The 24,107-nt window shown below is 72.2% G+C and carries 15 protein-coding genes; 14 read left to right on the top strand and 1 reads right to left on the bottom strand.

Annotated features, from left to right (window positions below; all coding sequences use genetic code 11):
• Positions 1-102: 102 nt before the first annotated feature.
• The 10 genes from LY05_RS05240 to LY05_RS05195 all read left to right on the top strand — a co-directional run bounded on the left by LY05_RS05240 (position 103) and on the right by LY05_RS05195 (position 14,759).
• Complete coding sequence (locus LY05_RS05240; protein ID WP_148922346.1) at positions 103-1,299, top strand: MHYT domain-containing protein; 1,197 nt, start codon at positions 103-105, stop codon at positions 1,297-1,299.
• A 144-nt stretch (positions 1,300-1,443) separates the two neighbouring features.
• Complete coding sequence (locus LY05_RS05235) at positions 1,444-2,277, top strand: FAD binding domain-containing protein (RefSeq protein ID WP_072747241.1); 834 nt, start codon at positions 1,444-1,446, stop codon at positions 2,275-2,277.
• 11 nt (positions 2,278-2,288) lie between these two features.
• Positions 2,289-2,783 (top strand): (2Fe-2S)-binding protein, encoded by a 495-nt coding sequence (locus LY05_RS05230; RefSeq protein WP_148922345.1) that lies wholly within the window; start codon positions 2,289-2,291, stop codon positions 2,781-2,783.
• Complete coding sequence (locus LY05_RS05225) at positions 2,780-5,200, top strand: aerobic carbon-monoxide dehydrogenase large subunit (protein WP_148922344.1); 2,421 nt, start codon at positions 2,780-2,782, stop codon at positions 5,198-5,200. Before LY05_RS05230 ends, LY05_RS05225 begins: the two co-directional genes overlap by 4 nt.
• Before the next feature lie 81 nt (positions 5,201-5,281).
• Positions 5,282-6,148 carry an AAA family ATPase gene (locus LY05_RS05220; protein ID WP_148922343.1) on the top strand — a complete coding sequence of 289 codons (867 nt, stop codon included), beginning with the start codon at positions 5,282-5,284 and terminating at the stop codon, positions 6,146-6,148.
• Positions 6,148-7,329: a vWA domain-containing protein gene (locus LY05_RS05215; RefSeq protein WP_211356279.1), complete on the top strand. Its 1,182-nt coding sequence runs from the start codon at positions 6,148-6,150 to the stop codon at positions 7,327-7,329. Before LY05_RS05220 ends, LY05_RS05215 begins: the two co-directional genes overlap by 1 nt.
• Before the next feature lie 13 nt (positions 7,330-7,342).
• On the top strand, positions 7,343-8,104 hold the full coding sequence (locus LY05_RS05210) for an XdhC family protein (protein ID WP_148922342.1): 762 nt from the start codon (positions 7,343-7,345) through the stop codon (positions 8,102-8,104).
• A 266-nt stretch (positions 8,105-8,370) separates the two neighbouring features.
• Positions 8,371-8,724, top strand: a complete 354-nt coding sequence (locus LY05_RS05205) for a CidA/LrgA family protein (protein ID WP_148922341.1) — start codon at positions 8,371-8,373, stop codon at positions 8,722-8,724.
• Positions 8,721-9,437 (top strand): LrgB family protein, encoded by a 717-nt coding sequence (locus LY05_RS05200; RefSeq protein ID WP_148922340.1) that lies wholly within the window; start codon positions 8,721-8,723, stop codon positions 9,435-9,437. Before LY05_RS05205 ends, LY05_RS05200 begins: the two co-directional genes overlap by 4 nt.
• Positions 9,438-9,782: 345 nt before the next feature.
• Complete coding sequence (locus LY05_RS05195; protein ID WP_148922339.1) at positions 9,783-14,759, top strand: peptidoglycan-binding protein; 4,977 nt, start codon at positions 9,783-9,785, stop codon at positions 14,757-14,759.
• 635 nt (positions 14,760-15,394) lie between these two features.
• On the opposite strand, the gene LY05_RS05190 is transcribed toward LY05_RS05195, so the two are convergent.
• The gene (locus tag LY05_RS05190; RefSeq protein ID WP_148922338.1) at positions 15,395-15,610 is read right to left on the bottom strand and encodes a hypothetical protein; all 216 of its coding nucleotides are present in this window, start codon (positions 15,608-15,610) and stop codon (positions 15,395-15,397) included.
• A 209-nt stretch (positions 15,611-15,819) separates the two neighbouring features.
• Between LY05_RS05190 and LY05_RS05185 the strand changes: the two genes are divergently transcribed.
• From LY05_RS05185 to LY05_RS05165, 4 genes are read left to right on the top strand one after another with little or no spacing between them, the layout of a single operon-like run.
• Positions 15,820-16,884, top strand: coding sequence for a trypsin-like serine peptidase (locus LY05_RS05185; protein ID WP_148922337.1), 1,065 nt, complete (start codon positions 15,820-15,822; stop codon positions 16,882-16,884).
• On the top strand, positions 16,881-18,866 hold the full coding sequence (locus LY05_RS05180; RefSeq protein WP_170258843.1) for a trypsin-like peptidase domain-containing protein: 1,986 nt from the start codon (positions 16,881-16,883) through the stop codon (positions 18,864-18,866). Before LY05_RS05185 ends, LY05_RS05180 begins: the two co-directional genes overlap by 4 nt.
• 4 nt (positions 18,867-18,870) lie before the next feature.
• Positions 18,871-22,398: an AAA family ATPase gene (locus tag LY05_RS05170; protein WP_170258841.1), complete on the top strand. Its 3,528-nt coding sequence runs from the start codon at positions 18,871-18,873 to the stop codon at positions 22,396-22,398.
• Entirely contained in the window at positions 22,395-23,762 is a 1,368-nt protein-coding gene (locus LY05_RS05165) for a lipase family alpha/beta hydrolase (protein WP_148922333.1), read from the top strand. Before LY05_RS05170 ends, LY05_RS05165 begins: the two co-directional genes overlap by 4 nt.
• Positions 23,763-24,107 lie beyond the last annotated feature (345 nt).

The following is a 24,107-nucleotide window of genomic DNA, read 5'->3' as shown; positions in this document are numbered from 1 at the left end:
GACGGCCGCCTGTTCGGAGCGATCGCGCGCGGTCCGCGCCGCGGCGGGGGCCTCCTCCGCGCCGGGCTTGCGCTGCGCGCGCGGCGCAGTAGCATGCAGGCCATGCTGGAGGTAAGCCACAACGGTTGGCTCGTCATCGCCGCCTTCGCCGTGGCGCTCATGGCCGGATTCACCGGCCTTTCGCTGACCCGGGGCGCCTCGGCGCTGCCGCCGGGACGGCGCAAGCTGGTTGTGGCGCTTGCCTCGGCGATTCTGGGCGGCGGCATCTGGTCGATGCATTTCGTCGCCATGCTGGGGCTGCAGCTGCCCATCCTGTTCTACTACGACGCGCTGGTCACGCTGATCTCGGCGCTGGTGGCGATCCTGGTCGTCGGGGTGGCGCTGCTGATGCTGCATTTCCTGCCGCGCACGCCGCGGGTGATCCTGGGCGCGGGGGCGCTGGTCGGCCTTGGCATCGTCGCGATGCACTTCATCGGCATGGAGGCGATGCGCATCTGCCGCGCGGTCTACGATGCGTGGGACGTGGCGCTTTCCTCGGCCGTCTCGGTCGCGCTGTCGGCGGCGGCGATCGCGGTCGCCTATGGCGCGCGCACGCAGCGCAACATCCTGCTCGGCGCCGTGTGCTTCGCGGCGGCGGTGGCGGCGATGCACTTCGCCGCGATGTCGCTGACCGATTTCGCGGCGACGGGCAAGGCCGCCGCGGCCGGCCCGGCGCTGTCGAACGAGGCGCTGGCGATGGGCGTGACCCTGGCGGTCTTCGTGATCTGCGGCGGCTTCGTGCTGACCGGGGTCAGCTTTTTCGAGCCCAGAACGCAGAGCGCAGCCCCAGCCGAAAACGCCGCCCCAGCCGCGCAGCCGGGGCAAGCCGGGCAAGCCGCCCCCATCGCCGCGCCCCCCGCCCCATCCGCCGCGCCCCCCGCGCCCGAGGACGAGCCGCCGGCGCCCGCCGCGGACCCGCCCCCGATCCTGCCCGGCGTTCCCTACGAGCGCGAGGGGCGGACCCTGTTCGCCCCGCGCGAGCGCATCGCCGCGGTGCGCGCCGAGGGCCACTACACCATCCTCTACATGGACGGCGAAAAGCTGTTCTGCCCCTGGTCCATCGCCGAGGCCGAGGCGCGCCTGAAGCCCTCGGGCTTTCTGCGCGCCCATCGCAGCTATCTCATCAACCCCGCCCATGTGACCCGCTTCGAGCGGACGCGCGACAAGGGGTTGTGCCATCTGGGGGGCGCGCCGGGGCTCGAACGCGTGCCGGTCAGCCGCTCGCGCCTGCCGATCGTGCGCGAGGCGCTCGGGGTCTGATCCGCAGCTCGTGCGCGCATTGCGCAACTCGTGCAGCCATCCGCGCAGCCCGTTCGGCCGCCGTTGAGCGCGGCGCCGCCTGCGCGCTGGACTCTCGGGCATCGAGTCGCCGCACGGGGCGGCCGATCCAGGGAGGACACGAACATGATACCAGCCGGGTTCGAGTATCACCGGCCGACGGATGTGGCGTCGGCGGTCGCCATCCTCGGCCGGCACGGCGACGAGGCGCGCGTGCTGGCCGGCGGGCACAGCCTGATCCCGATGATGAAGCTCAGAATGGCCGCGCCCGCCCATCTCGTCGACCTGCGGGGCATCGCCGAGCTCGGGCGGATCGAGATCGGCGACGACGCCGTCGTCATCGGCGCCATGGTCGCCCAGCACGATCTGATCGCCCATGAGGGGCTGGCGCAGGCCCTGCCGATCATCCGCGAGGCGGCGCTGCAGATCGCCGACCCGCAGGTGCGCAGCATGGGCACGATCGGCGGCAACCTCGCCAACGGCGATCCGGGCAACGACATGCCCGGGCTGATGCAGTGCCTCGACGCACGCTTCGCGCTGGTCGGCCCCGGCGGCGAGCGCGAGGTCGCGGCGCGCGAGTTCTACGAGTCGGCCTACTTCACCGCGCGCGAGGACGACGAGATCCTGACCCGCGTCATCGTTCCGCGCCCGCCGGCCGGCGCGGGCTGGGCCTATGAGAAGATCAAGCGCAAGATCGGCGACTACGCCACCGCCGCCGCCGCGGTGATGCTGGGCGAGGGCTTCGCCTCGGTCGCCATGACCAACCTCGCCGACACGCCCGTCTGGTGCGAAGCGGCGGGCCGGGCGCTGGCCGCCGGCGACGTCGAGGGCTGCGTCGCCGCCATGCTCGAGGCCATCGACCCCGCCGAGGACAACCGCGGCCCGGTCGCGTTCAAGAAACATGCCGCCGCCGCGGCGCTGCGCCGGGCGATCGCGCGCGCGCAGGCGCGCCGCGCCTGAGGGAGGACCAGATGTCGAAGATGCACGTCAAGCTCAAGGTCAACGGCCGCCAGGTCGAGGGCCTTGCCGAGCCGCGGATGCTGCTCGTCCACTTCCTGCGCGAAGAGCTCGGGATCACCGGCCCTCATATCGGCTGCGAGACCAGCCATTGCGGCGCCTGCACGGTCGACATGGACGGCCGCTCGGTCAAGTCCTGCACCGTCTTCGTCGCCCAGGCCAACGGCGCCGAGATCGTCACGGTCGAGGGGCTGACCAACCCCGACGGCTCGCTCGGCGTCATCCAGGAGAAGTTCCGCGAGCATCACGGCCTGCAATGCGGCTTCTGCACGCCGGGCATGATCACGCGCGCGCACAGGCTCTTGCAGGAGAACCCGAACCCGACCGAAGAGGAGGTCCGCTTCGGCATCGCCGGCAATCTGTGCCGCTGCACCGGATATCAGAACATCGTCAAGGCGATCATGGCGGCGGCGGCCGAGCTCAACGCCGCGAAGGAGGCCGCGCAATGACCGACCAGACCATGACCCCCGAAGAACGCGCCGCCAGCCTCGAAGGCATGGGCTGCCGGCGCAAGCGCGTCGAGGACGTGCGCTTCACCCAGGGCAAGGGCAATTACGTCGACGACGTCAAGCTGCCCGGAATGCTGTTCGGCGCCTTCGTGCGCTCGCCCTACGCCCATGCGCGCGTCAAGAGCATCGACGCCGAGGCGGCCAAGGCCCTGCCCGGCGTGGTCGCGGTGCTGACCGCCGCGGATCTGGCCCCGCTCGGGCTGCACTGGATGCCCACGCTGGCCGGCGACAAGCAGATGGTGCTGGCCGACGGCAAGGTGCTGTTCCAGGGGCAGGAGGTGGCCTTCGTCGTCGCCGAGGACCGCTACCTCGCCGCCGACGCCGTCGAGCTGGTCGAGGTCGAATACGAGGAGCTTCCCGTCGTCACCGACCCGTTCAAGGCGCTCGAGCCCGACGCGCCCGTGCTGCGCGAGGACATCAAGGACCAGAAGGAAGGCGCCCACGGCCCGCGCAGGCACCACAACCACATCTTCACCTGGGAGCAGGGCGACCGCGACGCGACCGAGAAGGTGCTGGCCGAGGCGGACGTGACGGTCGAGGAGATGATCCACTACCACCGCACGCACCCCTGCCCGCTCGAGACCTGCGGCTGCGTCGCCTCGATGGACAAGGCGACGGGCAAGCTCACCGTCTGGGGCACCTTCCAGGCGCCGCATGCGATCCGCACGGTGGTGTCGCTGATCTCGGGCATCGCCGAGCACAACATCCGCATCATCTCGCCCGACATCGGCGGCGGCTTCGGCAACAAGGTGGGCGCCTATCCGGGCTATGTGTGCTCGGTCGTGGCCTCGATCGTCACCGGCCGGCCGGTGAAGTGGATCGAGAACCGGATGGAAAACCTCATGTCCACCGCCTTCGCCCGCGACTACTGGATGAAGGGCAGGATCGCGGCCACGAAAGACGGCCGCATCACCGGGCTGTGGTGCCATGTGACGGCCGATCACGGCGGCTTCGACGCCTGCGCCGATCCGACCAAATTCCCCGCCGGCTTCTTCAACATCTGCACCGGCAGCTACGACATCCCGACGGCCTATCTTTGCGTGGACGGCGTCTACACCAACAAGGCGCCGGGGGGCGTCGCCTATCGCTGCTCGTTCCGCGTCACCGAGGCGGCCTATTTCATCGAGCGCATGGTCGAGCTGCTGGCGATCGAGCTGAACATGGACGCCGCCGAGCTCAGGCGCATCAACTTCATCCGCAAGGAACAGTTCCCCTATGCGTCCGCGCTGGGCTGGGAGTATGACTCGGGCGACTATCACACGGCCTGGGACAAGGCGCTCAAGGCCGTCGACTACGAGGGGCTCCGGCGCGAGCAGGCCCGGCGCATCGAGGACTTCAAGGCCGGCCGGACGCGCAAGCTGCTGGGCATCGGCCTGTCGCATTTCACCGAGATCGTCGGCGCCGGACCGGTCAAGAACTGCGACATTCTCGGCCTTGGCATGTTCGACAGCTGCGAGATCCGCATCCACCCCACCGGCAGCGCCATCGCCCGGCTCGGGACGATCAGCCAGGGACAGGGGCACGCCACGACCTTCGCGCAGATCCTGGCCAGCGAGCTTGGCATCCCCGCCTCGGACATCACGGTCGAGGAAGGCGACACCGACACCGCCCCCTACGGGCTGGGGACCTACGGCTCGCGCTCGACGCCGGTCGCGGGGGCGGCCACGGCCATGGCCGCGCGCAAGATCCGCGCCAAGGCGCAGATGATCGCGGCCTGGCTGCTCGAGGTGCATGACGACGACCTCGAATGGGACGTGGACCGCTTCGTGGTGAAGGGCGCGCCCGAGCGCTTCAAGACCATGAAGGAGATCGCCTTCGCCGCCTACAACCAGGCCATTCCGGGGCTCGAGCCGGGGCTCGAGGCGGTCAGCTACTACGACCCGCCCAACATGACCTACCCCTTCGGGGCCTATGTCTGCGTCATGGAGATCGACGTGGACACGGGCGAGTGGAAGGTGCGCCAGTTCTACGCGCTCGACGACTGCGGCACGCGGATCAATCCCATGATCATCGAGGGGCAGGTGCATGGCGGCCTGACCGAGGCGCTGGCCATCGCCATGGGGCAGGAGATCGCCTATGATGAGATGGGCAACGTGAAGACCGGCACCTTGATGGACTTCTTCATCCCCACCGCGTGGGAGACGCCCAACTACGTCACCGATCACACGGTCACGCCCTCGCCCCATCACCCGATCGGCGCCAAGGGCGTGGGCGAAAGCCCCAATGTCGGCGGGGTTCCGGCCTTCTCGAACGCGGTGCACGACGCCTTCCGCGCCTTCGGGCTGCGCCAGGCGCACATGCCGCACGACCACTGGCGCATCTGGCGCATCGCCGAAAACCTCGGGCTGCACGGCTGATCCCGGCCCGCCGGCCCGGCGCCTGCGCGCCGGGCCGATCCGCCCCGGCGCGCCGCGCAAGGGCAATGGAGGACGACGCAAGTGAGCATCGCGACGCTTCAGACGGCGCTGGCCCGCCAGGGCTACGTCGCCGACGACCGGCTGGCCATGGCGCTGCACCTGGCGCAAAGCCTTGGCCGGCCGCTGCTTCTGGAAGGCCCCGCCGGGGTGGGCAAGACCGAGGTCGCCCGCGCCATGGCCGGGGCGATGGAGACCGAGCTGATCCGGCTTCAGTGCTACGAGGGGCTCGACGCCAGCCACGCCATCTACGAATGGAACTACCAGCGCCAGCTTCTGGCCATCCGCGCCGCCGAGGCGCGCGGCGGCCTCGACGAAGCGGCGCTGTTCTCGGAGGCGTATCTGATGCGCCGCCCCCTGCTCGAGGCCATCAGCCGCGAGAAGCCCCCCGTTCTGCTCATCGACGAGATCGACCGCGCCGACGAGGAATTCGAGGCCTATCTGCTCGAGATCCTCTCCGACTTCCAGATCACCATTCCCGAGATCGGCCCCATCCGCGCCCGCTCGCGGCCCCTGGCGATCCTGACCGCCAACGGCACGCGCGATTTGTCGGACGCGCTGCGCCGGCGCTGCCTTTACACCTTCATCGACTACCCCGACCGCGAGACCGAGCTGGCCATCCTGCGCGCGCGCATGCCGGACATCGAGGCCAGGCTGGCCCGCCAGATCGTCGGCGTGGTGCAGGCGCTGCGGCGCGAAGAGCTGGAAAAGACCCCCGGCGTCGCCGAGATGCTCGACTGGGCCGCGGCCCTTGCGGGGCTTGGCGTCAACGACCTTGCCCGCGCGCGCGAAGAGGTCCAGGCCACCCTCGTCTGCCTGCTCAAGACCGCCGCCGACGCGACCGCCGCCCCGCCCGAGGTGATGGACCGCCTGATCGGAAAGGTGGCCTGATGCGCGCCACCCGCTTTCCCGCCCGCGCCGAGGGGATCGCCGACCGCATGGCCGGCTTCATCGCCCATCTGCGCATGAACGGGCTGTCGCTCGGCCCGCGCGAGACCATCGACGCGCTGGCCGCGCTTGCGGCCGTCGAGGCGACCGACGCGGCCCAGGCGCGCATGGCGCTGGCCGCGCTTCTGGCCGGCGACGCCGAGGAATGGCGCCGCTTCGACCAGTTGTTCGACGCCTACTGGTTCAACGACGGGCGCGCCCGCACGCGCAACGCCCCCGCGCCGCGCCCGCGCGCGCAAGCCGCGCGGCCGAAGCTGTGGCAGCCCCATTTCGAGCAGCGCCAGGACGACGGCGCCGGCGCCGAGCCGGACGAGGCCGACGGCGGCGCGGGCGACGCGCAGGGCGCCGAGGGGCGCCTCGTCGCCACGCGCGCGCAGAACCTTCTGCGCCGCGACCTGCGCGAACTGATGGACGAGGAAAGCCTGGCCCGCGCCGAGGCCGCCGCCCTGGCCCTGGCCCGCGCGATCCGCGACCGGCTGTCGCGCCGCCGCAGGGCCGCCGCGCGGGGTCAGGCGCTGGACATGCGGCGGATCATGCGCAAGAGCCTCGCGCGCGGCGGCGAGCCGCTGGAGCTGCACCGCCGCGCCCGCCCGCCCCGACCCATGCGGATCGTGGCGCTGCTCGACGTTTCCGGCTCGATGAGCGTGCATGCCCGCGTCTTTCTGGCCTTTCTGCGCGGGCTTGTGGGCGCGGCCGACGCCGACGCCTATCTTTTCCACACGCGGCTGATGCGCGTCACCGACGCCCTGCGCGATCACGACACGCTGCGCGCGGCGTCGCGGCTTTCGCTCATGGCCGAGGGCTTCGGCGGCGGCACCGACATTTCCGGCTGTCTCGAGCGCTTCATGCAGGGCCACGGCGCCCGGGCGCTGGGCCGCCGCACGCTGGTGATGATCGTCTCGGACGGCTACTGCACCTCGCCGCCCGAACGCCTCGGCGCGGCGATGGCGCAGCTCAGGCGCAAGGCGCGCCGCGTGGTCTGGCTCAACCCGCTGGGCGGCTGGCGCGAGCACGCCCCCGCAGCGCGCGCCATGGCCGCCGCCCGCCCGCATCTCGATGCCGCGCTGCCCGCCAACACGCTCGAGGCGCTGGCCGCGCTGGAAGACGAATTCTCGCGGCTGTGAGAGGGAGGACCCCATGCCCCGCCAGGACATCTTCGACGAGATCATGGCGCTGCGCCGCAAGGGCGCGCCGTTTTGCGTGGCGACGGTGCTGCGCACCGCCGACGCCACTTCGGCCAAGGCCGGCGCCAAGGCCGCCGTCACCGCCGAGGGCGCGATCATCGGCCATCTCGGCGGGGCCTGCGTGCAGCGCGCGGTCCGCGCCGCCGCGGCCGAGGCGCTCGAGCGCGGCGCGCCCAGGGTGATCCGCGTCAACCCCTCGGACAAGGTCGTGGGCCTGGCCGATCCCGACGGCGTGCAGACCTTCAAGAGCGGCTGCCCCTCGGGCGGGACGGTGGACATTCTCATCGAGCCCTGGCGGCTGCCGCCGCGCCTCATCGTGTTCGGCGACGGGCCGATCGCCGCCGCCCTGCGCGAGCACGCGGCGCTTGCGGGCCTGCGCGCCCTGGGCGGCGAGGCGATCGGCGAGGCCGAGGCGGGCGATTTCGTCGTGGTCGCGACCCAGGGCGCGGGCGACGGCGACGCGCTCAGGGCCGCGCTGGAAAGCCCGGCGGCCCATGTCTCGATGGTGGCGAGCCGGCGAAAGGCCAGGGCGCTGTGCGACAAGCTTGCCGCCGCCGGCATGGAGCGCGCGCGCCTCGAGCGGCTCAAGTCGCCCGCGGGCCTCGACATCGGGGCGGTCGATCCGCACGAGATCGCCGTCTCGATCCTTGCCGAGGTCATCGCCTGGCGCAACGCCGCGGGAAAGGCCGCGGCGCGCGGCGAACGCACGGCCTGACCCGGCGCCGCGCAGGCGCCCGACACGACCGCGCCCACCCTCGCGCAGCCGGCGCCGAACTTCCGACGGCCTTCGGCCTTGAGCGGCCCGCGCCGCCGAAGAAAACGAAAGCCGGATGCGGCTCCCGCCTCGCCGACGCGCGCTCGGGCGCCCATGCCGGCGTCAAGGCTGACGCGGCGCACGCCGCCGTTGAAGTCGTCCGCGGCCGGCGCGATACTGCCGCCGGATCGGAATTTCCGTCGAAAGGCCTGGTCTTGGCGCCGCGCATGCTGTCAGCTCTGAGCCTGCTTCTGACCTGTCAATTGGCGGGAGAGCTGGTCACGCGCGGCGCCGGTCTGCCGATGCCGGGGCCCGTCGTCGGCCTGGCCATGCTGTTGGCCTTGCTGGTCGCGAGGCCTTCGCTGATCGAAACGATCCGGCCGACGGCGGCGATCACTCTTGCGAACCTGTCGCTGTTCTTCGTGCCGGCCGGCGTCGGCGTCGTGGCCAATCTCGACGTTCTGTCGGCGGACTGGCCGGCGATCCTCGCGGTTCTGGCGCTCTCGACCGTGCTTGCGATGCTGGCCGCGGTCGGCGCATTCCTGGCCGCGCTGCGGCTTTTGCGGCGAGACGAGGCATGAGCGGCTCGCCCGCCTTGTGGAGCTACCTGGCCGCGGCGCCGCTGACCTGGCTCACGGTCACGCTTCTTGCCTTTCTGGGCGCTTCGATCCTGTCCCGCGCCCTGCGCCATTCGCCCCTGGCGAACCCCGTGCTCGTCTCGGTGTGCATCATCGCCACGGTTCTGTGGCTTGGCGGAACCGACTACGACAGCTATTTCGAGGGCGCGCAGTTCATCCACTTTCTGCTCGGCCCCGCCACGGTCTCGCTGGCGGCGCCGCTTTTCGACAATCGCGGCACGATCCGCCGCCTCGCGGCGCCGATCCTGCTGGCGCTGATCGTGGGTTCGTCGGTCGCCGTCCTTTCCGCGGTTGCGCTCGCGCAGGCGTTCGGCCTGCCCGAGCCGGTCATCCTGTCGCTGAGCCCCAAATCCACCACCGCCCCGGTTGCGATCGGCATATCCGAGGCGGTGGGCGGCATTCCCGGCCTGACGGCTGTCCTGGTCATCCTGACGGGGGTCATCGGGGCCGTGATCGTCACGCCGCTGATGAACCTGCTGCGCATACGCGACTGGCGGGCGCGCGGATTCGCCGTCGGCGTGGCTGCGCACGGGATCGGCACGGCGCGCGCGTTCCAGGTCAACGAAACGGCCGGGGCCTATGCCGGCGTCGGCATGGCGTTGAACGCGTTGCTGACCAGCCTGCTCGTGCCGCTTTTGGTGTCGTGGCTCATCTGAAACGGTCGCGCGACCACGGCCAGCGCCGCCCCGACATGGGCCAGCCCGCCCGCGCCTTGCGCCGCCCCGCCGCTTGCGCAAGCGCGCGCAAGATGCGCCGCAGGAAATCCGCGCCGGCTGCCCCGCATCGCCTTGCGCGGCGACGGGCATCGCCCAGCGCCCCGGTCGCCGGAACCAGCTTTCCTGCGAGGCGTCTTGCGCCGATGGGCCTGACGGGCCGAGATGAACCGGCCTGGCGCCAAAATTGACGCACAGACAAGTAATCAATTAAAATTATATTTTATAGTTCTTTTTGCTTGCCATGCACCGGCTTTCTTTCTGCATCGAAATCAGGGAGACGGTCGGATGTTTGGGCTCAAGGGAAACAAGAAGCGCAATTATCGCAGCAATTTGACCGCCGGAAATGCCATGGGTCGCTGGCTTCGGCCAGGCCTGGCGGCGGCGGTCTTCGCGGCCGGCGCCTTCGGCGCGCTCGGCCCCAGGAGCGCGGCCAATGCGCAAGAGCTGAACGACCTGCTGCGAGGCGGCGTCGGGATCATTCTTCAGGAGATCGATCGCCAGCAAAGGATCAATCGCCGACAACAGACCGAGAAGCCGGCGCCCAGAGCCAGAAAGGCGCAAGAGCAGCGCCAGCCGGACGCCGCGCGCTCCGGCGCGGATCGCGCCACGGTGGCGCGAATCCAGGCGCAGCTTGCCGAACTGGGATACGATCCCGGTCCTGTCGACGGCGCGATGGGTCCAAGGACCCGCAGGGCCATCATCGCGTTTCAGCGAGACAATGGGCTTGCCCGGACGGGCGCCGCGAACAAGGCGACCGCAGCGGCCGTGCAGACGGCTTACAATCTCGCATCGCGCGCCGGCAAGCCTTCGGCGGGCGCTGCGGCGCTTGGCCCGAGCTTCGATTGCACGCGCGCGGCCACGCTGTCCGAACGCGCCATATGCGCCGATCCCCGCCTTGCCGCGCGCGACCTTGAACTGACGCGCCTTTACGGCGATGCGATCGCCGGCGCCGGGGCCGCCCGCGCGGGCGCCCTTCGCGCCGAGCAGCAGGCGTGGCTGACGCGACGCGACCGGTGCGGCGCCGACGCTTCGTGCATCGGCATGCGGATGGAAGAGCGGATTGCGACGCTGGCCGCGACGGCCGGCGTCGGCGCGCAGGCGTCGCGGCCAGGCGGCGCATCATCGACGGCCCTGACCGCGCGCGGCGCGTCGGCCGTTGGCTCCGATGCGAACGCCGAACAACCTTTCGCCGCCTCCAGCGACTACGCAGCCGCCGTGGCGCTCGCTCTTCAGGACCACGCTCGGGCTTACCTTGATCTCGGGCCCGCCGCGGTCATCGACCACAAGCTGGCGACCGCGGACCCGGCGACCTGCGCCTCGCTCGCCCGAGAGATCGAGGCCATGGCCGCCGACGCCTTCCTTGCGCGCGCCACGCTCGATCGCTGGACGCCGGAGTTCCGGTCGGCGCTCGCCGCCGCTTCGGCCAAGCCGAAGAGGGCGACGCATGTCCTTCATGTGAGAAGTTCTCTCGGGCCCTACGATTTCGCGTCGTCGGGATTTCCGATCAACAATGCGCCCTTCCTGGGGGCCGCAGACACCAGGTTGCGCGCCGTCAGGATGCGCCTTGCCGAGCGTGACGCCGAGGCGCCGCCCTGCACCAAGGCCGGCAGTTACGCGATCGGCCGGATCCTGCAATCTCTCGGAGAATCAGGCGCGAGGCTGAACAGAACCCGCCTTCCCTACCTCGAAGCCAGCATCGAGCCGCTTGACGCGAAAGCGTTTCTTCCGATGGCGCCTGCGCAGGCGCAGGCCCTTGTCGAACGATACCGGGCCAGTTCGGCGGCGCCGTTCGTCAACATCGCGTTGGCGGTCGAGCTTGCGGGACCCGTCAATCCCTTCGCCGCCTTGCCCGCCAGGGTTCTGGCCGTGCGGATCCACGACGGCCAGACCGGCGCCCTGCTGCACGAGGCGTCCCCCGAGCCGCCCGCTCCGCAAGACGGCGTGGCGGAGGGCACGATCCGCGATTACGCGTTGATCGCATTCCGCTCCGATCTCGACGCATACCGTCGCGCGCCGGAGTTGAACGGCCTCGTGCTCGAAGCCGCCGACAACGACGAGGAGACATGCCGGCGAACGCGGGGCATCATCAGATCCAACGACCAGTTCGCGATCCGCGACCACCTTGCGCAGGCGGCCAGGCGTTTCGAGGCGGCCTTGCCCGAGATCGAAGCGGCGAACGGTCCCTTTGAACGGGAGTTCGCGATCGAACGCCCAATGCCGCTCGGCCAATACGACTTCGCGCGGCAGGCCTTCACGTTCGAATGGTCGAGCTGGATCCAGGGCGTCGTCGAGCCAGGCGCGTTTGCGCTTGCGGGCGACGTCGTCACCGGCTGCAAGATGAACCTGCTCGGCATCACGACGCTGGCGGCGCGCCACCTGGCGCGGCTGAACGGCGGCGGCGGGGGCGGGCAATGGCTGAACCTGGACGGGCTGCATGTCCGCCACGACGGCGCGCCCTGGGCCGCGACGCTGCCGATCGCCGAGGACAAGGCGCGCGCGATCCTGGCCGCCGGCGTGCGCAGCGTCGCCGTCGTCGCGCGGGTCAGGTTCGGGCCGCGCGAGACTCAGGGCCCCGGCCCCCTTCCCGGCAAGATCGTGTCGGTCGAATTCCGCAGCGCCGAAAGCGGCGAGACGCTTGGCGTCGTCCGGCGCCCTGACTCCACGCCGCAAGAGGATGCCGCCGTCCCGGCGCAAGGCGGCGTCCAACCGCTGACGCCGGAGCTTGCGACACGCATGGTCCTGCCGCTGATCTCCCGGATCGATGACGAGGCGCGCGTCTATCAAAGGCTCGAACACGCCGTAAGACAGGCGCAATCCTTGATCGCCTCGGGGCGGCCGCCGTCCGACCTGCCGCTCCCGCTTTCCGAGATCCGCGACCGCCCCCCTGCGGTCGTCGTGTCGCGGCATCGCGACGCCCTGCTGGCGGCGCTCGGCAAGGCGAGCCTGCGCCTGCCCATGCAGGTCTCGCTCCGCTCGACGACCTCGGCTCATTACACCGCGCATGACGGCAAGCTGAAGGTCCACTACGGACCGCCGGCGGCCTGGCAATCGCAGTCGGGCGCGAAGGACGGCAGGATCTTCGTTCCGGCGATGCTCGATTTCGGCGCCCGACGCGCCGCCCAAGATCGGCCGCCCCTCTTCGGCGCGTTCGTCGCGGACGGGCTGTTCCAGACCGCATTCCTTCTCGACAAGACGCTGCGCGAAGACGTCCTCGACCTGCCCGTGGAAGAGGCGGTCCGCCGCGGCTTCGGAGGCGGCGCACGCAGGGACGAGATCGAGGCGGAGGTCATCCTCGACGTCGCCGATGTGCGGCTTGCGGAGGCCGGCGTCGCCATCATCGAAGCCGATCTCAAGCGGGTCGTGCTCCGCTGGAAGTCGGACGGCGCGGTCCTTGCCGACTTCGATTTCTCGACGCGGCCGACCCAGGCCGAAGAGCAAGCCGCCAGCGCGCCTCGTTCGGCGGCCGAGCTGCCGCTGTCGCCACCGCCGCCCGGCGCGCCGATGACCGCCGAGATCACCGACCTTCTGCACGTCAGGATGCTGCCCGAGAGTCTCGATGATCGTCACTACACACGGATGATGCTGTCGCGGCATTCCTATGAACGCCGGCTGTCCCAGCGCGGGCAGGAGCCGGAATGGGGCAGGTTCTTCGTCGCGGCCGACGACCGGCTCGACGCCGATGCGGTCGCGGCCCAACTGCCGACCTTCAAGGCATGGACCATGGCGCGGGCCAAGGCCGTTCCGACCCGCCTGACCGTCAATCTGCCTCTGCATGCCGGGATTTCGAGCTTCATCCGGCGTGGAGATTCCGGCGCGCAGCTGAAATCTGCGTGCCGCAACATGGCGCGGAGCCATCAGGCCGGAACCCGCAAGGCCGTGGCCGGCGCCATGCTGTGCGATTACCTGCGCAAGGCGTGGAACGTTCCGGACGATCACCTCTTTCTCGAAGCCGACGCCCCCTTCGCGGGCGCGCGGACGCCGTCTCGGCCGCGCGGCCCCCGCGGCGCGTGCGGCGGCGATTTCTATTGCAGGAACATGGCGGACGCGATGAAGTTCGCCGGCCTCGTGGAAACCGACGCATACGGACAGGTCATCATGCCGACCGATCTCGTCCGGCTTGACCGGACGCCGCGGATCGATCCGCAGCGCCACGGGACCCTGCCCGGCGCTTCGCTGTCCATCGAGCTGGAGATCACCGGCGTCGAACAGCTCGAGACCTGGCCCGACACCGCATGGCAAGCCGCCATTCGCGCCGCAAGGCCCTTCGCCATGAACGCCGGCATCGACCGAGGCTTTCGCGGCCTCTTCGCCGAAGGCGAGCGCCCCCGCGCGCCGACGGGAGCCCTGCGCTGGGAGGCGAAGGCCCTGTCGGCGCGGATCATCGACCGGAGCGGCGCGCTGGTCGAGGAGCTTGCGCTGGCGCCGCCTCCGCCATTGCCCCTCGACGCGCTGAAGGAGGCCGAGCCGCCCCGGGCCGATGCCTGGGACGTCGTCGGGCTGACGCTGGGGATGCCATTTTCCGAAGCCGAGGCGGCCATTCGGAAAAGGTTGCCCTCGGGCGAGGTTCTGACGGCGGATCGCGCGATGCAGACGAAGGCGATCGCCGGCGCGCCCGAGCCGTATTCCTCGGGCAAGCTTTTCGTCTCGGACGACGAGACCGAGTTGATCGCCATCTACAACGAGCCGCCCGCGGCCCCCGACCGGGTCATGGCGATCTGGCGGATGCTGCGCCTGCCGGCGGGAACGATCGACGCCGCTTCGTTGAAGACCCAGCTCGAGGGGAAATACGGCGCGCCCGTCGAGACAAAGGCCAACGGCCACGGCCGCATATCGTTCATCTGGTCGGCCTTCAAGCCGGAGGGCGGCTGTCTCGACATTTCCATGAGTCATCAGACCGGGATCTGGGCCTTCGAAAGCGGCGCGTCCCAAAGGGGGGCGTTCGTCGAGAACCGCTATTTCCCGGGTCCGGGATCGTATCGGCTCTCGAGTTTGGGCGAGCAGGCCGCCACGAACGGCGCAGCTGCGTTAAGCCAGCTGGAGTCGGAGCTGCGCGGCGCGTGCGGTCCCGGCCTCACCGTCGAGATGCGGACCCGCCCCGCCTCAGGACCGACCTCAAGACCCGAGGATGTCGGAATCGAGATCATCTTCGTCCTGCAGGACCCGAAGACCTACGGCCACGCCTATCTCAAGACCCTCCGCGCAAAACCGCAAGGCGCCGCGCCGCCAGCGGAAGGGGAAGGACGTTCGAAGATCGAGCTTTGAACGACCCGCAGCAGGACGGACGCCTATCGAGAGCGAGTGCGAGAAGGGGGTTTTCCTCGCTCGGGGGCGAGCGAGTCACGGGGCGTCGACCTCCAGCCCCCCGGATCGACGCCTTGCCCCGGCGCCGCGCAGGACAGCGACGGGGCCCAGGGGCGGCCGTCGCGCCGCCAGGCGGTCAACCCTCTGATCGTGGAGGAAGCGGCGTGAGCCGCTGGCGCGCCATGGCCGAGCGCGCGATTGGGCGCTCGGGGGAAGGCGACGGGGTTTTTGGGGTTTTTGGGGGTTTTGAACATCGGGGAAGGCGCCGCCAGCCGCGCGCCCGATCGCGCCTGGGGGGGGTGAAATCCTGCAAGCCTTGCCCGAGAAACCAGCGCCCCAAGCCGCCTTCGCATGAACGGCGATATTTCGCTCGCTCCTTGCCCCGCCCGCAAAGCGCCTCGGACCTCCCATCCATGGCGGCGCCCCAAGGCCGATTTGGGCCGCGACCCCTCGCCGGCGCTGCTTCGAGGCGCAGCAAATTGCGGAAACGCTTGTGGGAACGGTGCTCGAAGATTCCGCGTACGCTATTGATTTGGTGAAAAATTTTCGGCGCTGCGGCGGTGGGTTGGGGACTGAAAACGAAAATTCGTTACCAATCAGATACATGGACTGTGTATGTGGCGGTCCGGCTCGGCCCCGGCGCGGACGCCCTCCAACCCTTGGCGGGCGCGCATCATCTCGGCCGCGGAGGCTTCGCCTTGGGGGCCGCCGCCGGCGAAGAAATCGGCGGCGGCGAGCACGATTTCGAAACCGTCGCCCTGGTCAATGCAGGCCAGATAACGGCGCAATGCGGAAGGATCCGGGAAGCGCATAACATGCCTCTCGATTGAAATAAATGCTATGACAGTATAACATGATCTTCTGTATCTTGTATTTCGCAGAACGTTCAATTTATATTCATAAGTAGGCTCTTCGAGGCAAGGATTGCATGAAACCCTCAAGTCGCCGACAGAACGAACTCCGGCGAGTTTTGAAACGCGCTCGCGCCGCGCCGCTCGGGCGCGGGCCCGCGCCCGAAGCGATGTTCGAGTCGGCCGCGGTCGGCCCGCGCCCCCCGCCCGTGGACGAGGATTTCGCCCGCGCCTCGCTCGAGGTCGCCGAGGCGGCGATGCAGGCCGACGACGGCATCGACCCGGCCGACCGCGCCGCGGCGCTGGACGCGGCGCGCCGCGCCTACCGGCGCATCGCCGTGGAGGGGGCCGCGCCCGCCGGGCCCGACATCAGCGCGCTGGAGGCGATCCAGATGTTCGACGGCTCGCGCCCCGCCATCGCGCTGGACGGCGACGAGATCCCGCTCGACGATCCCGCGCTCGGCGACTGGCAGGGGGCGGCGGTGATTCACGGCGCCGAGATCGCCCGGCTCGCCGCGGCGGCCTGCCTGATCTCGTCCGGGGACGAGGCGCTGGGGTCGGGATTTCTCGTCGCCGACGGGCTGATCATGACCAACCGCCACGTCCTGGAGGCCACAGCCGAGGAAACCGCCGGAGGCTGGCGCTTCGCGCGCGAAACGACGGCCGCGTTCTCGTCGGCGGACCAGCGCGCGGTGACGGCGGTGGAGATGGCCGGCCCGAAGCCGATCGGCATCGGCATCGACTTCTCGCGCCTCGACATGGCCCTGCTGCGCCTGGCGCCGCGGGCCGCCGGCCTGGCCGATCCGCCGCCGGCGCCGCCGACGCTGGACGTCTCGGGGGCCTTCGGCGCGCCGCCGGCGCTGGCCATGGACGCGCGGGTGTGCACGGTCGGCTTCCCGATCGCCATCCGCGATCTTTCGGTCGAGGCGCAGAGCCTGAAGCTGTTCCGCGGCAAGCTCGGCCGCAAGTGCTGGGCGCCCGGGCTGATCGACGCGATGCCCGTCACGATGCCCACCGACCGGCGCAAGGAATGGATCTTCGGCTACGACGCCTCGACGCTGCCGGGCAATTCGGGGTCCTGCGTGGCGGACCTGGAGCGCGCGCCGCGGCTGGCGCTCGGCCTGCATATCGGCGGCGTCACGCAGGCGGGCAACTTCGCCCATTCGATCGCCGCCGCCCAGAACCACCTGCGCGCGCACGGCCTGCGCTTCGACGCCGGGGAGCCGGGCGGATGAGCCCCGACGGCGGCGCCGCGACGACGGTCGGTCCGACGGACGCGGACTGGCCGGCGCTGCGCGGCAGTCTGGTGGCGGGCGTCAGCCCCGACCAGCCGGCCGGCGCGCTTGAACGGCTGTTCCGCGACGCCCAGACCGAACGCGAGGGCGGCGCGCCGAGCCTGTCGCTGACGGTGCTGCGCGCGGGCCGCCCGACCGACGAGCCGGTCGCCGCGCGGATCGGCTTCGCGCTGGACCAGGCGCGCGCGCTGGGCTTTCTCAACGCTTTCGTGTTCGAGCTCAGCCAGCGGGTCAGCGTCTCGCCCGCGTTCTTCGAGATCGCCCGCCAGCTCAACGATACCGGCCGGCCCGAGGACCGCTTGCGGCTCGAGGCGCTCTCGGACGTGTTCGTCGGCTTCGACGAGCCCGACCAGATCATCCGCGGGATGCAGCTGGGGCGCACCAACACCTGCCTGATCGAGGTCCGCGGCGACGCCGGCGCGAAGCGCGGCACCGGCATCCTGATCGCGCCGAACCTGGTGCTGACGACCTTCCACACCTTCGCCGGCTCGGGCTGCCTGATGAGCGTGCCGAACCCGGACGGCGGCCCGCCCGGCTGGAAGGCGGCGCCGGGCGCGCGCGCCAACGTGACGGCGACCTTCAACCACTCGCGCGACTTCCGCTACGGCGCCCCCTCGATCCGCAACGGCCGCAAGGTTCCGCTGGCCGAGGACTGGCTGGTGTCGGCCAGCGGCTCGGACGGGATGGACCCCGATCACCTGGACTACGCGATCCTGCGGCTCGAACAGGCGCCGCCGGCCTTCCCGCGCGGCTTCGAAACCGCCCGGCGCGGCTTTCCCCGGACGGAGGCGGACCGCGCCCGCATCCACCTGTTCCAGCATCCCGAGGGCGCGCCGCTGCGGGTCGCCGCCGGCTCGGCCTCGCGCGTCGTGGACGAGCTGGCGCGCATCGGCCACAACGCCAACTCGCTGCCGGGCGCCTCGGGCGGGGCCTGCACGGACCGCGAGTTCCGCGTATTCGCCATCCATCAGGGCGCCGTCGACGACGCGCCCGGCGGCGAGCAGGCGTTCAGCGCGGCGCTGGGCAACAGCGTCAACGTCGCGGTCCCGATCCACGCCATCCTCGATCACGCCGGGGAGCTGCCGCGCGGCGCCGTGGCCGCCTCCGAGGCGCTGTTCGTGGCGACCCCCGAAGGCCGCCGCCCGCTGATCGGCCGGGCCGTCACCAAGGACTGGATCGGCGACGCGCTGCGCCCGGAGGGCAAGCGGATCCTGGTGGTGACCGGCGAGACAGGCGTCGGCAAGAGCTTCACGGCGCGCATCCTCGAGGCGATGCTGCCCGACGAGGATCACGAGATCCGGGTGCTGCGCGAGAACGACCGCTTCCACGTCATGGACCCGATCGCGCTGGCCGGCCTGCTGCTGCGCGACGAGGCCGCCGCCGCCGCGCTGCCGCGCCATGCCGACAGCGGGATGACCGTCTCGCAATGGGCGCGCGGCCCGCTGATGGAGGCGTTCTCGCGCGCCATGCGCGCGCGGCTGGGCCGGCCGCCGAGCGCCGGCGGGCGGCCGCTGTGGCTCGTGCTCGACGATCTGGACAAGGCCACCATCGCCGAGACCGGCGGGCTGCGCGATTTCCTCTACGCGCTCTACCGCGAGGCGGCGCAGGGCGACGACGACTGGTTGCGCGTGGCGCTGCTGGGCTTTCGCGGGGATTTCGGCGCGCTGCCCTCGCAGGGCCTCGAGTGGGAGGAGGTCACCGAGGTCGCCCAGCCGGACATCGTTCACTGGCTGCGCACGCTCGACCTCGCGCTCGGCCATGAGGACGACGCGGCCCGCCGCAGCGGGCGCAACAAGCTGGCCCGGATGATGATGCAGCTCGCCCGGTCGATCCCGCCGGGGTTGAGCCGGATCGCGCATGTGGCCGAATTCCTAGGCGTGTCGGTGCTCAGCTACGCCGATATCGACGGGACGGGAGGATGATCGCGTGTCGAATGTGAAGGCGTTCCAGAGCGCGTTTCAGTCGCTGATTTCCGAGCTTGCCAAGGGCAAGATCGGCGCCGGCGCCGTGGCCGCGCGCATCGCCTCGCTGGCCGCGGCCGCCCCCGATGCCGGGGCCGATGCCGGGGCCGAGCCCGAGGCCGGGGCGTCATCCGAGGTGCCGGCCGGGGCTGCGGCCGCCCCCCGCAAGACGCGGCGCGAGGACGCCGCGCCGCGCGCCGCGCCCCCGCTCGCCGACGGCGGCGCCCGGCGCAAGGCCGCGCCACCCAGACACGGCCGCGCGCGCAAGGCCGCCGCCCCGCCCGACGCGGCGCCCGGCTCCGAGCCCGGCCCGCTGATGCGCGCGGCGGCGCTGAGCGGCGCGTTTCTGCCCGAGGATCTGCGCCCGCTCGGCGGCGCGCGCGCCGATCCGGCAGAGGAGATCGCCCTGCGCTCCGCCTGCGCCGCGGTCAGCGCGGGCGGAGAGATCCGGCTGATCCTGCCGCCCGACCGGCGCATGGCCGTGCTCGCCGCGCTGCGCGACGCGGGAACGCTCGCACAGGCGGTTCGCGCCGCGCGCAGGCGGCGCGAGGCGGACCCGGAGCGCGACCCGCTCGGGCGCGAGCTGCTCGCCTTTCTCTCCAGCCACCCGCCGGTCGCACGCAAGGCCGCGGCGCCCGAGTTCCCCGCCGACGACGACCGGCTCGCGCGCCGGCTCGAGGTCGCCGAGTGGTTCGAGACGGCAGATGGCGGCTGGCCCGACAGCATGAGCACCGAGTCCGAGGCGCTGCGCATCGAGGCCGCCCGGCGGGCCGAGCGCGCCTCGCTCGAGGCGCTGGCCGAAGGGTTCCGCGGCCGCCGCAGCGACCAGCTCAAGCTCGCCGGCTTCCTTCGCCGGCGCGTCGCGGTCAACGCGCCGCCGCCGCCCATCCTGGCCGTCACCGGCGGGCCGGGGAGCGGCAAGTCGGCCCTGCTGGCGAAATTCGCGCTCAACCTCGCCGAGCGGCCGCGCGCCGAGGACTGGGCCGTCATCCGGATGGATCTCGACGATCCCGCGCTCCAGTCGGCCGACATCTCGGCGATGAGCTTCGAGCTGACCCGCCAGCTGGGCCATGCCCGCCCGGCGCTGGAGGCGGACCTGTCCGCGCTGCGCCGCGACGCGCGGGCCGAGCTGGGCGCCTTCGTTTTTGCCGACGCGGCCCAGCGCACCCTCGGCCGCGCCGCCGCCTACCGCGTGTGCGGCCGCCTCATGCGGGCGCTGTCCGACGCGCTGACCGCCTGCGGGGCGGCCGGGGCGAACAGCCCGCCGGTGCTGCTGCTGCTCGACTCGCTCGACGCCGCGCTGCGCGGCTCCGCCCCGTCGGAGCAGGACCTGCGCGCCGGGCGGGAGCTGCGCCGCTGGCTGACCGATTTGACCGAAGCCGCCGGCCTCGAGCGGCTGCGGGTGGTGATGTTCGGCGCCGGGCTCGACCATGCCGCCGAACCGCCCCTCCTCGCCGCCGAGGTGATGCGCCTCGCCCCGCTCGACGCGGAGGACGCCGCCGCGGTGATCCGCGAGGAGGCGCAGCTGCCCGAGGCCAAGGTGCGCGAGCTGGTCGCCCAGCTTCCCGGCCGCGCCGACGCGCTGAGGCTGGGCGCGCGGCTGGCGGCCGGGGTCGCGGCCCGCGCGAAGAACGCCGGCCCCGACGGCGCCCCCGACGCCGCCGCGCCGGAGGTTCCCGACGGGCCCGCCGCGGCCTATGACCTGCAGATCGTGAGCCTGCCGGGGCGCGAGCTGCGCGCGCTGGCCGCGCTGGCGCCGGCGCTGCGCCGGGTCTGGCCGGGGGTCCTGCGCAGCGCGCTGGCGCCCGCGGCCGGGCTGGGCATGCCCGACGACGCGCGCGCCGCGGAGCTGTGCGCGCGTCTGGCCGACGAGGACTGGCTGATCGCCGGTCCGGCGCCCGGCGGCGGGCTGGCGCTCAGGCGCGACCTGCGGCGGCTGGCGCTGCCGGTGCTCGAGGCGGACCCGGCCCGAGCCGAGCGGATGCGCATGATCCATGAAAGCGCGATGGCGCTCTACGAGGCCGGCCCCGAGGAGATCGCCCCCGAGGACGCCGAGGCCGAAGCCCTCTACCACCGGCTGATGGCCCGCCCGCTCGACGCGGAGACCCGCGCGGCGCTGCGGCGCGGCAGCGGCCGGCTGATCCGCGACGCCGACGACCTGCCCGACCCGGCGCGCGCGGCGCTGCTGCTCGCCGCCGGCCGGCCGATGAGCAACCGGCTGGCGCGGGCGCTGACTGGACGCAACCGCGCGCGCTTTCTCGACGCGCGCGGCTGGGAGCTGGTGAACGAGGACCGTCCCGGCGACGCGCTGGAGCTGCTCGCCGACGGCGAGCGCGCGGCGCCGGCCATCGCGCGCGGCTGGATCGGGCAGGCGCGGCTCGACCTGGGCGACTGGGACCCGGCCGCCGACGCCGACGAGGTGCGCGAGGCGGACCTGGCGGCCATGCGCGGGGCGGAGCCGCCGATGCTGTTCCGCGAGGGCGCGCCGCTTGTCCGCCGCCTGATCCTGGGCGGCGCGCCGGAGGCCCCCGAGCGCGCGCTGGAGCTGCTGCGCCGTCTGCTCGACCAGCCCGAGGCGCGCTTCGCCTCGCCGGCGGCGCGGGCGCGGCTGACCGGCGCGCTGCGGCTCGCCCTGGTGGCGCGCGGCGGCGCCCCGATCCCGACCGACGGCCCCGAGAAGGCGCTGGTGAGCGCCGCGCTCGCCGTCTCCAACCTCGCGCGGCCGGGCTCGGACGGCGCCTCCTCGGCGGCGGTGGTCGAGGCCGGCCAGACGCTGCTGCTGCTGATCGCCGCCGGGGCGCAGGGCCTGCTGCATCCGCTCCACGCCCGCGCCTATGCCGAGCCGGACGGCCCGCCGGCGCTGCGCGCCGCGCTCGCGCCCGGGCAATTCTCTCCCGACCCGGCCTGGATCTCGGGCGTCGGCGCCATGGGCGGCCCGGTGGACTGGAAGCGGCTCAAGCAGGACCCCGCCCCCGAGACCGGAGAGCTGCTCGGGCCGATCGCCCGCCGCTGGGCGCGGCGCGCGCGCGGCGCGCCGATCGTCATCGACGCCGCGGCGCTCAACCCGGGGCAGGCCCATGCGCTGCTGCGCGCCTCCTCGCCCGAACTGCACGCGCCGGCCCGCCACGCGATGGCGGCGGCGACGCCCGACCGGGCCGCCTACGCCGCGCTCGCCGACGCGATGGCGCCGCGCTGGCCGGTCGCGCCCGCCGATCTGGCGCCCTCGGTCTTCGCGGCCGCCGCGGCGCGCGCGCCTCTGCGCGGCCTGTCGGCGATGGTCGAATACGCGGACCGGTCGAACATGCTGCCGCAGCTTCTGGAGGAGGCCGCGCGCCAGGCCGACGCGCGCGGCGCGCGCGGCCCGGCCGCGGCGCTGCGCAAGACGCTGGCCGCGCTCGAGCGGTGGAGCGCGCCCTTCGGCCCGCCGGACCGGCCGGCCTCCGATCCCCTCTCCGCCCCGACGCAGGGCGCCTCCGAAAGGTACCTGACATGAAAACGGTCGTCTTCGTCCCCGGCATCATGGGCAGCAAGCTGTTCTTGGGGGCCGAACAACTCTGGCCCCCGACGGTTCTCGAAACCCAGTTCGGCTACAAGCGCGTGGACAGGCTTCTCGACCCGGCCGTGCGCCACGGAAAGATCATCCGCAAGGTCTGCATCGTCGATTTCTACGGCTCGATCCTGAGCTTCATCGAGGGGCTCGGCTACACCGCGAACGGCGCGGACAAGCGGCTGATCCGCTTCCCCTACGACTGGCGTCTGGACCTCGAAGACCTGGCCGAGCAGCTCGCCGACCGGCTCGACCGGGCCCATGCCGACGGCGCGGGCGAGATCCTCCTCGTCGCCCATTCCATGGGCGGCCTCATCGCCCGGCTGGTGTTGGAGACGGGCCGCTACGCCGGCCGGCCCTGGTTCCGCGACGTCTCGCTGTTCGCCGCCCTGGCGACCCCGCACCAGGGCGCGCCGCTGGCTCTCGCCCGGGTGCTGGGCATCGACAGCACGCTGGGCATCTCGGCCGCCGATTTCCGCCGGATCGCCTCGGACCGGCGCTACCCGTCGGGCTACCAGCTTCTGCCGGCGCCGGGCGAGGCGGCCTGCTGGGACCAGTCGGACCCCGAGCTGCGCCCCGTCGACATCTACGACCCGCGCAACGCGCGGCGCCTGAACCTGGATCCGGCGCTGCTGGGCCGGGCGCGGTTCGTCCATGACAGCCTGAACGCGGGCGCCCCGCCGGCCCATGTGCGCTACTTCTACTTCGCCGGCACCGGGCACCGGACGCCGACGCGGGTGAACGTGCGCAGCCAGCCCGACGGCGCGATCCCGCACGGGTCCATCGTCATGACCCGCACCGAGGACGCCGGCGACGGCACCGTCCCGGACTGGAGCGCCCTGCCCCGCGCCGGGCAGCGTCAGACCGTGGTCGGGGAGCATGCCTCGGTGTTCACCGGCACGCCGTTCCTCAACGTGTTCTCGCGCCTGCTGGGCGGTCCGCCGGTCTCGGCGCTGGAGGCCGCTCCGGGCGTCGTGCCGGCCACGCTGTCGGTGGACATGCCGGTGCAGAACGCCTTCGTGCCGGTGGACCTGGTGGTCTCCGCGCCGGGCGGGCTGCGCGTGCTGAACGGCGCCATCACGGCAACGCCGCTGGACGACGAGGGCGCGCCCAAGGGCCCCGCCGAACAGATCGCGGCGCTGCGCTACGAGGGGCCGAGGGTGACGCGGCTGCGCCTGTCGCTGCCCGGCTTCGAGGATCGCGGCGTCTACCGCGTGGAGCTGACCGGCGACGGCATCGAGGCGGCCCCGGTGACCTTCGCGGTCGCCCGGATCGAGGAGCCGGCGACAGCCCCGCCCGACGCGAACTGACGCGATCTGACGCGATCTGACCGGGCCGCCCCTTTCGCCCCCGTCCCCGGCCCCGGCGGCGCCTCCCCGGCGCGCCGCCGGGGCCGGGCCGCCCTGCGGCGGCGCGAACGTCACGCGAGGCTTGCGCCGGGCCGCGCCGATCCCTTTGTGTGAGGGCGCGGCCGACTCGACGCTCCGGCCGCGTCGGCACGGAATGGGCGCGGCGCATGACGCGGCACGAGAACAAGGTCGATGACGCCCGAACCGGGCCCGATTCAGGGACTGATTCCCGGGCCGATTCCGGGGCCGCATCCGCGGCCGCGGCCGCCGAACCCGGCTCCGGGACCGCGGGCGGCTGGCTGCGCG

The organism is Oceanicella actignis, from assembly GCF_008124525.1.
Classification (GTDB): domain Bacteria; phylum Pseudomonadota; class Alphaproteobacteria; order Rhodobacterales; family Rhodobacteraceae; genus Oceanicella; species Oceanicella actignis.
The sequence above is the reverse complement of the archived record's forward strand: the minus strand, read 5'-3'. Positions and strand labels throughout refer to the sequence as shown.

Excerpts from the sequence above, each read along its gene's own strand:
- LY05_RS05240 (WP_148922346.1), top strand. The coding sequence starts at position 103 with ATGCTGGAGGTAAGCCACAACGGTTGGCTCGTCATCGCCGCCTTCGCC.
- LY05_RS05235 (WP_072747241.1), top strand. The coding sequence starts at position 1,444 with ATGATACCAGCCGGGTTCGAGTATCACCGGCCGACGGATGTGGCGTCG.
- LY05_RS05230 (WP_148922345.1), top strand. The coding sequence starts at position 2,289 with ATGTCGAAGATGCACGTCAAGCTCAAGGTCAACGGCCGCCAGGTCGAG.
- LY05_RS05225 (WP_148922344.1), top strand. The coding sequence starts at position 2,780 with ATGACCGACCAGACCATGACCCCCGAAGAACGCGCCGCCAGCCTCGAA.
- LY05_RS05215 (WP_211356279.1), top strand. The coding sequence starts at position 6,148 with ATGCGCGCCACCCGCTTTCCCGCCCGCGCCGAGGGGATCGCCGACCGC.
- LY05_RS05210 (WP_148922342.1), top strand. The coding sequence starts at position 7,343 with ATGCCCCGCCAGGACATCTTCGACGAGATCATGGCGCTGCGCCGCAAG.
- LY05_RS05205 (WP_148922341.1), top strand. The coding sequence starts at position 8,371 with ATGCTGTCAGCTCTGAGCCTGCTTCTGACCTGTCAATTGGCGGGAGAG.
- LY05_RS05200 (WP_148922340.1), top strand. The coding sequence starts at position 8,721 with ATGAGCGGCTCGCCCGCCTTGTGGAGCTACCTGGCCGCGGCGCCGCTG.
- LY05_RS05195 (WP_148922339.1), top strand. The coding sequence starts at position 9,783 with ATGTTTGGGCTCAAGGGAAACAAGAAGCGCAATTATCGCAGCAATTTG.
- LY05_RS05190 (WP_148922338.1), bottom strand. The coding sequence starts at position 15,610 with ATGCGCTTCCCGGATCCTTCCGCATTGCGCCGTTATCTGGCCTGCATT.
- LY05_RS05185 (WP_148922337.1), top strand. The coding sequence starts at position 15,820 with ATGTTCGAGTCGGCCGCGGTCGGCCCGCGCCCCCCGCCCGTGGACGAG.
- LY05_RS05180 (WP_170258843.1), top strand. The coding sequence starts at position 16,881 with ATGAGCCCCGACGGCGGCGCCGCGACGACGGTCGGTCCGACGGACGCG.
- LY05_RS05165 (WP_148922333.1), top strand. The coding sequence starts at position 22,395 with ATGAAAACGGTCGTCTTCGTCCCCGGCATCATGGGCAGCAAGCTGTTC.